This window comes from Bradyrhizobium sp. CB1717, assembly GCF_029714325.1.
Taxonomy (GTDB): Bacteria; Pseudomonadota; Alphaproteobacteria; order Rhizobiales; family Xanthobacteraceae; genus Bradyrhizobium.
Window position 1 is genome coordinate 914,693 of record NZ_CP121666.1, and the last position, 12,763, is coordinate 927,455.

11 protein-coding genes are annotated in these 12,763 nt (G+C 59.0%); 6 read left to right on the forward strand and 5 right to left on the reverse strand.

Annotated elements, in window-relative coordinates; genetic code table 11:
- Positions 1 to 9: 9 nt before the first annotated feature.
- The 5 genes from QA649_RS04260 to QA649_RS04280 all read left to right on the forward strand — a co-directional run bounded on the left by QA649_RS04260 (position 10) and on the right by QA649_RS04280 (position 6,155).
- Positions 10 to 345 carry a DUF736 domain-containing protein gene (locus QA649_RS04260; protein ID WP_283023114.1) on the forward strand — a complete coding sequence of 112 codons (336 nt, stop codon included), beginning with the start codon at positions 10 to 12 and terminating at the stop codon, positions 343 to 345.
- Positions 346 to 349: 4 nt separating this feature from the next.
- Positions 350 to 1,258, forward strand: coding sequence for a lytic transglycosylase domain-containing protein (locus QA649_RS04265; protein ID WP_283023115.1), 909 nt, complete (start codon positions 350 to 352; stop codon positions 1,256 to 1,258).
- A gap of 668 nt (positions 1,259 to 1,926) precedes the next feature.
- Positions 1,927 to 3,666, forward strand: coding sequence for a VirD2 family relaxase/mobilization nuclease (locus QA649_RS04270; RefSeq protein WP_283023116.1), 1,740 nt, complete (start codon positions 1,927 to 1,929; stop codon positions 3,664 to 3,666).
- A gap of 41 nt (positions 3,667 to 3,707) precedes the next feature.
- Positions 3,708 to 5,690, forward strand: a complete 1,983-nt coding sequence (locus tag QA649_RS04275) for a conjugal transfer protein TraG (protein ID WP_283023117.1) — start codon at positions 3,708 to 3,710, stop codon at positions 5,688 to 5,690.
- A gap of 6 nt (positions 5,691 to 5,696) precedes the next feature.
- Positions 5,697 to 6,155, forward strand: coding sequence for a CopG family transcriptional regulator (locus tag QA649_RS04280; protein WP_283023118.1), 459 nt, complete (start codon positions 5,697 to 5,699; stop codon positions 6,153 to 6,155).
- A 193-nt stretch (positions 6,156 to 6,348) separates the two neighbouring features.
- On the opposite strand, the gene QA649_RS04285 is transcribed toward QA649_RS04280, so the two are convergent.
- From QA649_RS04285 to QA649_RS04305, 5 genes are all read right to left on the reverse strand, one after another.
- Entirely contained in the window at positions 6,349 to 6,972 is a 624-nt protein-coding gene (locus tag QA649_RS04285; RefSeq protein WP_283023119.1) for an NUDIX hydrolase, read from the reverse strand.
- A 321-nt stretch (positions 6,973 to 7,293) separates the two neighbouring features.
- Positions 7,294 to 8,379 carry an aminoglycoside phosphotransferase family protein gene (locus tag QA649_RS04290; RefSeq protein WP_283023120.1) on the reverse strand — a complete coding sequence of 362 codons (1,086 nt, stop codon included), beginning with the start codon at positions 8,377 to 8,379 and terminating at the stop codon, positions 7,294 to 7,296.
- A 15-nt stretch (positions 8,380 to 8,394) separates the two neighbouring features.
- The gene (locus tag QA649_RS04295) at positions 8,395 to 8,967 is read right to left on the reverse strand and encodes a hypothetical protein (RefSeq protein ID WP_283023121.1); all 573 of its coding nucleotides are present in this window, start codon (positions 8,965 to 8,967) and stop codon (positions 8,395 to 8,397) included.
- A 39-nt stretch (positions 8,968 to 9,006) separates the two neighbouring features.
- On the reverse strand, positions 9,007 to 9,867 hold the full coding sequence (murB, locus tag QA649_RS04300) for a UDP-N-acetylmuramate dehydrogenase (protein ID WP_283023122.1): 861 nt from the start codon (positions 9,865 to 9,867) through the stop codon (positions 9,007 to 9,009).
- 181 nt (positions 9,868 to 10,048) lie between these two features.
- Positions 10,049 to 11,377, reverse strand: coding sequence for a hypothetical protein (locus QA649_RS04305; RefSeq protein WP_283023123.1), 1,329 nt, complete (start codon positions 11,375 to 11,377; stop codon positions 10,049 to 10,051).
- Positions 11,378 to 11,585: 208 nt separating this feature from the next.
- On the opposite strand from QA649_RS04305, the gene QA649_RS04310 reads away from it, so the two are divergent.
- Positions 11,586 to 12,755 (forward strand): 2-epi-5-epi-valiolone synthase, encoded by a 1,170-nt coding sequence (locus QA649_RS04310; protein ID WP_283023124.1) that lies wholly within the window; start codon positions 11,586 to 11,588, stop codon positions 12,753 to 12,755.
- Positions 12,756 to 12,763: the final 8 nt, after the last annotated feature.

Genomic DNA, 12,763 nt, shown 5'->3' on the forward strand with positions numbered 1-12,763 from the left:
AGGTCTCCCATGGCACAAATCGGTCAGTTCACCCGTGATAAGTCCGGCTTCACCGGACGCGTTGAAACGCTTTTCTTCGAGCGGATTCTCACCCTCGTCCCGGCCGAATCCTCGGACGCCGAGAACGCGCCGGACTACCGCATCCGCCTCGGCGATGCCGACGGCCCGGAGATCGGCGCAGGCTGGAAACGCACCGGCGAGAAGGCCGGCGATTATGTTTCGCTCATCATCGACGACCCGGCGCTGCCGCGGCCGATCCGTGCCAATCTCTTCCAGTCGGGTGACGACAAATTGGCCTGGACGCTGAACTGGAATCGTCTGCCGCAGCGCTCCGAGCGGGATTGATGGCATGCAGGGTCCCGTCACGCCCGCCGCCGACAAGGCGCATCCAAGCTTTATCCCTTTGCTTGCGGCAAAGCCGCCTCATCCCTTCGGTCCGCGCAACCGTTCGCCAGCCGCCGCGCATAGCGGTGGTCAAACCGGCGGTCCGCGCGGGCCGTTCGTGAGCAGCACGACGCCTCGCCGAGATGGTGGAGCCACGGCAACCCTTGCCGTTCTCCTCCTTTCCAGCCTGCTGGTGATTGGCGGGTCAAAGCCGGCAGTGTCAGCAGAGAAAGCGCCGGCTCGCGGTCAACCGGCGAACGATCGCTATGTTACTTTCGTGACGGAAGCCGCGCAGCGCTTTGGCATTCCGACCGCTTGGATTCGCGCCGTTATGCGCATCGAGAGCAACGGCGATCGGCGTGCTGTGTCACCCAAGGGCGCGCTCGGCCTGATGCAACTCATGCCCAAGACTTGGGCGGACATGCGTGCGCGCCATGGTCTCGGGCGCAATCCCTTCGATCCTCATGACAACATCCTCGCGGGTGCCGCCTTCCTTCGCGAACTGCACGACCGCTACGGCTCGCCGGGCTTCCTTGCGGCCTACAATGCAGGCCCCGGCCGCTACGAGGAGTTTCGGGATCGACATCGTCCACTGCCCGCCGAGACCGTCGCTTATGTCAGAGCTATCGTCCCTTTTGTCGATGCGGAGGAGGCACCAGGACCTCTTCTCTTCGCGGCTTCTTTTCGCTCATCCTGGACGCGGGCGCCGCTCTTTTTGGACCGCGTTGACGGGTCGTCGTCTGTCGCGCGAGCGACAGCCGATCGACCGGCGCACGACAAGTCGGCTGCAGTTCCCGTGCATGATCTCTCTGCGATTGCGCCGCAATCAGAAGGCCTGTTCGTCGCGCTCTCGACAACAGGACGATCGCAATGACTGCACAGCATCATCAACATCGACGCTCAGATTGGCGCAAGCTGGCGCCCCGTGACGGACATTCTGTTCGCATTCAAAACGCTGCAACACGATCATGACGCCAAGACTTTCGGGTTTGCTACTAAACGACTCTCGCTCGCGCGGGCAAGAGTTCGCGCAGGACTGCGAAAATAACGTGCTGGAATACGGGCGATGCCTTCGGCCCGCGCTCTACTCGTCGCTTCGCTCCTCACCGAGCCACCCTACGGGTGTCTCGGCCCTTCGGGTAACGATCGCTATCGCAAACGCTCGCAAACAGTGGAGGCTTCGCAACTCAACTGCCAAGTCGCGGCGGCTCCTTCGCAATGAATCGGCCACCAGCCGACGTGTTCAGGCAGGCGCTATTGAAGGATCTACCGCAACGACCCGAACTGCATTTTGTCGCAAATCGCCGCGAGTACCGAGAGTCTGTTGGCTTGGAAGCTGGGCCCTGGGAATCAGCGACCGGGAGGCCACGACAACGACCGAAGGAGGGCGAGATAAAAGGCCCCAATGTGCGGCTCGGTCGGTTGGTTGTTGTTGCTTTCTTTTTTTGCTGATCAAGCAATGTGTAGCTTCCGCACGCAATGTGCGCCCCACCGTCAACTCATTGCGCGGATTTTGGATTTCGCACATTGCCGAGGCCGGCCATGGCTGAAGAGAAGGACTTTCAGCCTCGGCCTGGCCGCATCCGCTCCTCAAGAAGCCAGCGGGCCAAGCCCTTCATCGCCCAGGCGCTCGCCGCCGCGCAACGCTCTGGCGGCGGCGTTTCGCGAGCCGGCCGTCTCACCAGTCATCGTCATTCGCGCTTTGGCCGCGGCCGGGTCGCGAGTGAACGGGCGAATCGCCTGCTCACCGGCCGCTCGCGTCTGGTGACGATCAAGACCCGCGTTGTCCGTCACACAGTGCGCTCCGCGCCGCTTGCCGCGCATCTCGGCTATCTCCGGCGTGAGGGCGTCACCCGGGACGGGGAGAAGGCCCACCTGTTCGGCCCCGAGACCGACAATGCCGATCCCAACGCCTTCGCCGAGCGCTGCCAGCATGACAGGCACCATTTTCGGTTCATCGTATCGCCGGAGGACGCGGCCGATATGGCTGACCTCAAGGGTTTCGCCCGCGAGCTCGTTGGCCAGATGGAAGTCGACCTCGACACGAAGCTCGACTGGGTGGCCGTCGATCACTGGAATACCCAGCATCCGCACGTCCACATCCTCGTGCGCGGCGTTGCCGAGGACGGCCAGGATCTCGTGATCTCCCGCGCCTACATCAAGGAGGGGATGCGCGCCCGCGCGCAGGACCTGGTCACACAGGAACTTGGACTTCGCTCCGATCTCGATATCCGCCGCTCCCTTGAGCACCAGGTCGAAGCCGAGCGCTGGACGCAGCTCGATCGCCAGCTTGTTCGCGACGCCGGCCGCCACGGCGTCATCGACCTTGCGCCCGATCCGGCGCAGCAGCCCGATCAGTTCCATGGGTTGAAAGTCGGCCGGCTGCGGCGCTTGGAGAGCCTCGGCCTTGCCCATCAACTCGGGCCAGGCCAATGGGTCATGGACGAGGCCGCAGAGACGACGTTGCGCGAGCTCGGCGATCGCGGCGATATCATCAAGCGCATCCACCGCAGCCTGACTGAACGCGGCATCGAGCGGGGGACCGCGAGCTACGTGCTAGCAGGCGAAAGCCTCGACGTCCCCGTCATCGGACGCCTCGTCGATCGCGGTCTCGACGACGAACTGAAGGGGACCGCCTATGCCGTCGTCGACGGTGTCGATGGCCGTACCCACCATATCAGGCTCCCCGATCTTGATGCTGCCGGTGACAGTGCACCAGGCTCGATAGTCGAGCTGCGTAAATTCGACGACGCGCGAGGGCAGCGTCGCGTGGTGCTGGCTGTTCGTTCTGATCTGTCGATCGAAGCGCAGGTGACAGCGAGCGGCGCGACGTGGCTGGACCGGCAGGCGGTCGCGCGCGATCCGGTGGCGCTTGGTCAGGCCGGCTTCGGCGCGGAGGTGCGTGACGCCATGGAGCGGCGGGCCGAACAGCTTATCGAGCAAGGTCTTGCCGAGCGCCAGGCGCGTGGAGTGGTGTTCGCGAAGAACGTCATGGGCACGCTGCGCCGCCGGGAGGTGGAAGCTCTTGGTCAGCAGGTCGCGGCCGAGACGGGCCAACCATTCAATCCGTCAGCTGCCGGCGAGTATGTTGCGGGGACCTATCGGCAGCGCTTCGCGCTCGCCTCCGGCCGCTTCGCGATGATCGACAACGGTCTCGGCTTCCAGCTCGTGCCGTGGACGCCCTCACTCGAGAAACAGCTCGGCCGCCATGTCTCTGGCGTCACCCGCGACGACGGTGGCATTGACTGGGGTTTTGGGCGCAGCCGGGGGCTTGGCCTGTGAAGGATCTCCCCGATCACCAAATTCAAGAAAGGGCTGCTGCCATGTCTGCGACCAAGATTCTTTGGGGCCAGGTTATCGCTGTCTTCGCGATCGTCCTGCTGACGTTCTGGGCCGCGACGGAATGGACGGCCTGGCGGCTCGGCTTCCAACCTCAACTCGGGCAACCCTGGTTCGAACTGCTCCACTTTCCGTTCTACCTCCCGCCTGCCTTCTTATGGTGGTGGTACGCGTACGATGCCTATGCGCCGCACGTCTTCATCGAGGGCGCCTACATCGCGGCATCCGGCGGAATCATCGCGGCGACTGTTGCAATCGGCATGTCGGTCTGGCGCGCTCGCGAAGCGAAGAACGCCGAGACCTATGGCTCGGCACGATGGGCTGAGGCAAAGGAGATCGCGCAGGCCGGCCTGCTTGGGCCTGACGGTGTGGTGCTCGGCCGGTTCGAGCGCGGCTATCTCCGCCATGATGGACCGGAGCACGTCCTGTGCTTCGCGCCGACCCGGAGCGGCAAGGGCGTCGGCCTCGTCATCCCATCGCTCTTGACCTGGCCGGGATCTGCGATCGTGCACGACATCAAGGGCGAGAACTGGCAGCTCACCGCCGGCTTCCGTGCCCGGCACGGCCGCGTCCTTCTGTTCGATCCGACCAATGCGAAGTCGTCGGCCTACAACCCGCTGCTGGAAGTCCGGCACGGCGAGTGGGAGGTCCGCGACGTCCAGAACATCGCCGACATCCTGGTCGACCCCGAGGGCAGCCTCGAGAAGCGGAACCATTGGGAGAAGACAAGCCACGCGCTCCTGGTCGGCGCCATCCTCCACGTCCTCTACGCCGAGGAAGACAAGACGCTCGCCGGCGTCGCCGCCTTCCTGTCCGATCCCAAGCGGCCGATCGAGTCGACGCTTGCGGCAATGATGCGGACGGCGCATCTCGGCGAGGCCGGCGTCCATCCTGTTGTCGCCTCCGCCGCGCGTGAGCTATTGAACAAGTCCGGCAACGAGCGCTCCGGCGTCCTGAGCACTGCCATGTCGTTCCTGGGCCTCTATCGGGATCCCGTCGTGGCGGAGGTGACCCGGCGCTGCGACTGGCGGATATCAGACATCGTCGGCGCAGATCGAGCGACCACGCTTTATCTCGTCGTGCCGCCATCGGACATCAACCGCACCAAGCCGCTGATCCGGCTGATCCTCAACCAGATCGGCCGCCGCCTGACCGAGGATCTCAAGGCCAAAGCCGGTCGGCGTCGGCTCCTCCTGATGCTCGATGAATTCCCCGCACTCGGCCGGCTCGACTTCTTTGAGTCAGCGCTCGCCTTCATGGCCGGCTACGGCATCAAGAGCTTCCTGATCGCCCAGTCGCTGAACCAGATTGAGAAGGCCTACGGGTCAAACAACTCGATCCTCGACAACTGTCACGTCCGGGTTAGCTTCGCGACCAATGACGAAAGGACCGCCAAGCGGGTCTCCGACGCATTAGGCATGGCGACCGAGATGAAGGCGATGAAGAACTATGCCGGCAGCCGGCTGGCCCCTTGGCTCGGTCACCTCATGGTGTCGCGGTCGGAGACCGCCCGGCCGCTGCTGACGCCCGGCGAGATGATGCAACTCCCACCATCAGACGAGATCGTCATGATGTCGGGCCTCCATCCGATCCGCGCCAAGAAGGCACGTTACTACGAGGACGGACGTTTCCAGGAGCGCATTTTGGCGCCGCCGATGCTAATCAAGCCCAACGACACACGGCCGGACGATTGGAGTTTACGGCCACTCCCGCCGCGCCCCATGCCCCCTCCGGCCTCGGCCAACGACGAGAGCGACGTAGAGGATCCGAAGACCGCCGATCGCCGGCGGCAGCCTGAACTGGATCGTAACACCGTAGAGAAGACGGAACCGCTCGACAACGAGTTCGCAGCCGATCTTGCCGACGAGTTCGACGAAGATGCCCCGCGGATAAGGCGCATGAACGATGTGATGCAGAGCGTCGCGCGCCAGGCATCGCTCGACCCCGGCGACGATCTCGGATTGTGAGGCAGCATGACCGCGCCGAAGAAGAAAGCCCAGATGTCGGTCTACCTCGACCCAGAGGTCATGAAGACGCTGTCGGCCTATGCCGCCAGGCGCGAGCAGCCGATGTCTTTCATCGCCGAAGCCGCGATCGCGTCCTTCCTGTCGCCAGATGCCGACGAGCGGAGGGAGGCTGCCATTGCCAAGCGACTCGATCAAATTGATCGCCGCATCGCGCGGCTGGAGCGCGACATGGGAATCTCGGTCGAAACCTTGGCCTTATTCGTCCGCTTCTGGCTCACAACAACACCGCCACTCCCCGAGCCGGCTGCAAAAGCCGCACGGGCGCAGGCCGGAGCGCGTTACGATAATTTCGTCGCGGCGCTCGGGCGACGGCTCAGTCAGGGGCCGAAGCTGCGGCAGGAGATCCCGGATGACGTTGATGGCGTCCAGTTCCGCCCAGAACCAGCGCAGGGCGAGGGCAAATAGCGACGGGAGCCAGACGAGCTCGGCTCCACTTGTATCAGCAGATTATCGGGAAAGGAGCGGTGCTCGCTAAGACCGCTGTCGACAATGCGGATCATGCAAGGGTTCTCGTATGACACATTCATACCGGCGTTGGCTCTAATGGGACGCCAACCGGGTAGCTCGGCCGGGCAGGCGGCTAAGCTCACGGGGCAAGTCACTCAAAAAAGGTGGGTAGAGTTAGATCGCGAGCATACAACAACGCGCGCTCGATATCCTGGCGGATCACCCGCCCCGTCGACAAAGGAGGAAGACTTTCGATTGCAAAGAAGCCCACTTCAGTCGTTTCATCCCCTGGTCGTGGTGCCGCGTCGTCCAGGCGTTCGCATAGGAAAAAGAGCTTGTAGAATTCTCGTACGTCAGGATCATAGCTTCCGATACCTTTGTATCTAACAGCGTACAACCGCTTCGCGGCAACGCGAATGCCCGCTTCTTCCCATATCTCCTTCTCGGCGTTGCGAGCTGGCGACCGACCTACATCGGCGAAGCCACCAGGCAATGTCCACAAGCCATCGCTTCTCTCTCTTACAAGAAGTACGCGTTCTTCTTCGACCACGGTCCCGCGGACATCGACCTTCGGTGTCTCATAACCGCGGGCAAAATCGGAAACCAGCGCTCTGATCCGATTGAGCGGGACACTTCCGAGATCCGCCAGCATCCGCTGGGCAATGTCCCCGATCTCTTGATAGCGCTGTCTGTCATACTCGTCCCGACAGTAGTAACAGCCGGTCGACGCGATAGCCTGAAGTCGCTTGGCCAAGGAGAGCCATTGTGATTCCATCTTGCATTCCAAGTCGGACTGACACGTCAACGTTCTCGATACCAGAGCTATTATGGCGCCGGAGTTTCCGTATTGCGAGCATCAATTCACAGGACCGTCGTTGTTGAACTCAGGCTATCACCACCATCAGAGAGTAGATTTAGGATTCCGAGGTGTCGTCAAGCGGCTTTCGCCTGTCCTGTTTCTTGGAGCGGAACGTCGCTCGCAAAACTCGGCCTCAAAAAGCACTCAATATTCTAGGCTGTTTCGGATGTGATTCTCAGCCCAATCACGCTTCCGCTCTCAATCCGCGTCTGGATCGCGATACTATCCAATCATCCCTTAAGAACAAAAAGAGGTCATATGGGCGCGATCCTGCCAAATTCGCAAGAACAGTTCCCAAGTGATGCGCGCGAGCCCAGCAAATTCCTTTTCTCTGTCTTTGCAATCCGCGCTGTCAGCACGAAACGGTACCCGCCCTGTTATCGCGAGACAGTAGCGTGCCGCCAAATTGAAGATGATCCGTCTCATGGCAGCCAGCAGAACACGCCCGTTCACATAGATCTCTACGTGCTGACGAAAGTCTCCCGCCGCCAGCCCCTGGCGATAGCCAGAAATCCCAGCACGGATAAGCCGTTCTGTTTGGTTCATCCAGTATTGTGGTTTGGAGAGATTCAGACGATCGCCGGACATCAGTGCGGCACGAAGGGCATCGCCCAGTTCGTCCGCCAACGTCATGAACCCCATCGTGTCGAGATCGATAAGCCCAATTGCAAAATTGCGATGAGAGTCCATGACTATATTCGAGAGTTGTAAATCGCCGTGTCCTTGGATCAGGGGCGTTTCGTCCTTCAACGCCTCCCTTTCAGCTCGCCAAAAACCAAGAATTTCGGATGCTATCTTCGATACGTCTCTCTCTATTGAGGCATGTGCGAAATCTGTCGCCAGCCATTCCATGATATGCACCGTCGACTGAACATCAGCTATCGGCCAGCGAGTATTTGGCTCAGCTAGATTTATCGCGGAATGAAATCTGGCAAAAAACTCAAATAGATGATCGATCTTCGCCGCGTCGAGAGGCGGTGTCGGGTGCGCCCCAACTAACCACGTTGACACTCTGCACCTGAGCCCTCCTACCAAGAGCGCGCTATTCTCACCGTAACTCGTACGCACCAAGCGGGGAACGTTGATTCCGACTGATTGTAACACTGGGTATTTTTCCATCCAACGAGCCTGCGGCCCGCTGCGATTTGTAGGCGGCATAATTTGTATGCTGAACACCCCAGCTTCAGTATTTGCCTGCCAGGTTCGATTGATGATGCCACCCCGTACCTCCCGAATTGCATGTATCCGTCCTAACCGATAGTGCTGAGAAGCGATAATAGCGACGTCTTTCGCACGATAGCTGTGAAACTCAGAAGGAACCATGCTTCGCACTCCGCTCTAAGTAAGGAGCGACATGACCTCATCCACTTCTCGCCGACGATGCGTTCCACGGAGAGTCTCTACCCACTCAGGTCGTTCGCGAAGCGTGGCCAGCCTAGTCGCAACGCCAATTTCTGATAACTTTCCGCTAGCTCCGAGGATCTTGTCGGCATAGGACAGCATCAAACTGTTGGGCCAGGCATTTGGGCGGTCGCGGCGTAGCCAGCCCGGAATGTCCGCGATGGGAATGGCATCCAACATGTATGCGGCAACAGCCGCAGCAGCTACCGAGCGCGACAATCCCATATGGCAATGGATCAATAGCGTTGAACGGTGATCGATTGTCTTTTGCACCAGGCGAATCCAGCGCTCCATGTCATCGCATGTCGGCAATATGCGCCCCTCAATCGGCTCGATCACGTCATGGAACACAAAAATTTCATGGACATGAAACGTGAATTTGAACGAGGGCTTTTCGAATGATCGATCGGGGTCAAGAAAGCTTGATACCGTGTGCACGGAGGTAGTCGAGGCCACCGCATCCGCCAGGCTATAAATGCGGGGCAACCTCTGGTTCTCGTAATCAATCATAGTGGACTGGTCCGAAATAGGACGAACAATAACTCAAACTCACCAAATCCGGATCTCGGATTCCAAAGAAATTCCGAAAAGAGTCGCAACATCGTTTCGGACTCGTTCCATGAGCGCGAGGATATCGTCCGAACTTACCCCATCCTCGACGCAGACAAAATTCGAATGTATCGGGGAGATGAACGCTTTTTTCTCACGCAGGCCGCTTAATCCGGCTTCATCGATTAGATATCGGGCGCTTATTCCCCTGGGATTCTTGAACATGCAGCCAGCGCTTTTGCTCGTCAGCGGTTGGCTACTCCTCTTTTCGGAGAGGGATTCCTTATACCGTCTCCGTAGCCGAGCGACCTCATCCCGGCGAAATTTGAAACTAGCATGGGTAACTATCACATTTACAAGCGAGGTGCGACGATAATCGAAATCGATTGTAGCTCGCTGGAGCATTTCTGGTTCGCCTTCCACATTCAGGATTTCCACGGTATCAACCCATTGTCCCACGTCGCCTGCTCGGCCTCCGGCATTGCAGACGCAAGCGCCTCCCACCGTTGCAGGCACGCCCGCCAAATGCTCCAGACCGTGCAAGCCCTTCTTCAGACAATACCCAATCAGCGTCCCTAGTTTTGTGGCCGCGCCGCAACGGACGATATTGTCATGCGATGCAATCTGATTGAATCCGTTACCGCAAAATTTCAAGATTAATCCCTCGATGACGCCGTCACGGCAAAGGACATTGGCTCCTTCTCCCAGCACTCTAATAGGTATCGCCCGTTCGCGTGCCCAGCGATATAAAGATATTAATTCTGGCATGCTCGTGGGCTCAGAATAATACTCGGCGACGCTCTGCGTCGCAAACCATGTGTGCTCTTTGAGCGAAACGTACTTGCGAACGTTCATCGCCATATGATTTGCATGGTGCATTGGGTAAGCTTTCTTCCGAGGAGCAAACTCGCTCTGACCCGTTGACACCGTGCTAGGGTGCCTCTCGAATCGAGAGGTCCTCAATTCGATCCCGGTTGAGTGGCAATCCTTATCGCGAATTAAGGGAAACGCTTCGGCGCTCATATCCAGGATCTTCTGTATATTATGAGGACCGCCGCCCAGGACGGATCATGAGAGGATCGGCACCGCTCTCTCCAATATCAAAAATTTGCGCTCCCAAATCTCTTAGCTTCGCTGGAAGGTCCTCATAGCCGCGTCTCAGGGCGCTTGCCCCGAAGACGCGGCTTTCGCGGTTGTGAATTAGGCCGCTTAAGACCAACGCTGCACTTTCGCGGATTCCCGTTGCTCGCCAGTAACCGCCCGTCAGATTCCCGCCTCCACGAACATGGAGAGTTGCGCCGTCAATAGCGGCGTCAAGCCCGGTCCGAATGAGCTCGCGGACGTGGTCGAAGCGATCAGGATAGATGGTCTCAGAAAGTCTACAAAGTCCTGGAGCGACTGCCATCATCGAGATAAGTGGCGGGCCAAGGTCCGAAGGAAACATTGGAAACGGCCCGGTCATAACGGAGAATGCATATCGGGGAGGTCCCTTGATCTCCACATGTGACGCTCCTTCTTTGATCGAACATCCCGCCTCGACGAATGGTGAAATAATGTTGTTCCACGAGGCCCTTGCTAGACGTGGCAGCCGAACGTGGCCACCGGTAGCCACAGCGGCAGCGGCGTAAGTTCCAAAAGCGACCCGGTCGACCGATACACTCCAGATATCCGGAGATCGGGCGGCCGGGCCTCTTACGCGAAGGCGATTCGGTCCCTCGTCGATGATTTCTATCCCCGCCGATCTAAGATAGTCGGCGAGCTCCAGAACCTCTGGCTCCCGGCTAATCCCAAGCAGATCGCTCACACCATCGCAAAACGCAGCGATCAAAAGAGCCAAGGCGGTAGGAGTAATGCCTCCAGGCCGATCATTTACGTCGACGACGCCGGCGCGAGGCGGGAGTCCAAAAATTTCAAGGCCGGTACCTTGTTCGCGCACGTCCAAGCCAAAGCCGCGCAGCACAGCAAAATGGCGTTTTAGATCGCGTCCTTGCAGCCGATCGCCACCAATTCCTGGAATCACAACACGGGATCCGCGTAACACCGCGGCCGCAATCACATAGACCGAACCGCGCGACATCAGAGCCTCTGTGCCCAGTTCGCTGGTCTTGCCCCATTCCGCGAATGCGATATCGAGTACCCCCTTCTTCAGTTCGGCGGTTGCTCCAAGTCGTTTCAAAAGCGCGATCTGAACTTTAACGTCCGCGATGCGCGGCACATTCCGCAACTTGCCGCCATTTGGCATAAGACTCGCTGCTACAATCAGCGGAAGGGCGGCATTCTTCGAACCCTCAACGACCAGCTCACCTGCCAACGGCAGCCTCGTTCGCTTTATGAGAAAGTCATCGGTAGCGTGGTCGGTGAAAAAGCTCATGCTTGGCCCGAGAGCGGCGTACAGATCCCAACGTGCCGGAGCAGGCTTCGGTCCAGCCTGAGCCGTTCATCCCGATCCGCAATAGATGCGTTTCGAACGCGGATTACAAACACCAGAAATGGTAGGTCGTCCTTGGATTGACTTACTAGACCTTTCACGTAGCGTTGCGGCCACTCGCCGACCGTAAGACAGCTTGACGGTGGTCAGGATGATAGATCGTCAATTGGCGTTGTACTCCTCATACGAGCATAGCTTCGTAGCGGAAGTCTTCGGGGATCTTCTCGATTCTCGGCTGGACTTATGGATCCAACGACACATTGCTCGGAGAACCGCACTTGTTGTGACAACGCCAACGGTCAATCGCATTTATCGCGAGCCAATCCTCAAGAGGCTTCAGCAAGCCGGTTGCCAACCCCGGTGGATTGTCAAGGACTGTTACGAAGGGTCGAAGGTCATGGAGTTGGTGTTGGGGGTCTGCGAAGCTGCGGTGCAGGCAAACATCGATCGTGGAGGTGTACTGATTGCTCTCGGCGGTGGAGTCTGCTCCGATATCGTTACGCTTGCATCGTCATTGCTTAGACGCGGGATCTCGCATGTGCGAATCCCTACGACCTTAATAGGCCAGATCGACGCTGGAATAGGACTCAAAGGCGGGGTGAACTTCGGCGTTCATAAGAACTACCTTGGTTGCTTCTATCCGCCTGATGCTGTCGCTATCATTCCGTCCATTCTGAAGACGCTAAGCGCGGATGGTGTTCGGCAAGGTCTGGCAGAGATGATTAAGGTGGCGTGCACCTCAGATACAACGCTCTTCAAGAACCTCGAGACGGCCCGGCCGGGCGAGATTGAGGCGCAGATCAAGTCGGGCCACGCGCAGACTAACGATATGATCCGTCGGGCAATATGCGCAATGATCGCCGAGTTGTCCAAAAATCCGTTCGAAAGAAAGGGATACGAGCGGGCCGTAGATTTTGGACATACCCTGGCGCATCCGCTGGAGGCCTCGACCGGTTACACCCTGCATCACGGCATGGCAGTCGCGGTTGATCTTGCATTCTCGGCCTTACTGTCCCGGGGGCTTGGATGGCTCGATGCGAGATCCTGTGAACGTATAATCGGTACACTTCGCTCCTGCAGGCTGCCTCTTTGGCACGAGAACGTGACTGAACAACTGATCCACGACGCTTTCATGACCAACGCCAAACATCGCGGTGGTGAAATCAACATGACGCTTCCCACGGGAATAGGAACATACGCATTTCTGAAGAACGAGAAGCAATGCCCATCGGGTCTCATCACAGTCATTCTGAATGAGCTCCGACAAAGGCAAAAAGAAGCGACAGCTGCACAGCCTGAAGCGAGACGCACAGGATTTTAAGCCGCTCT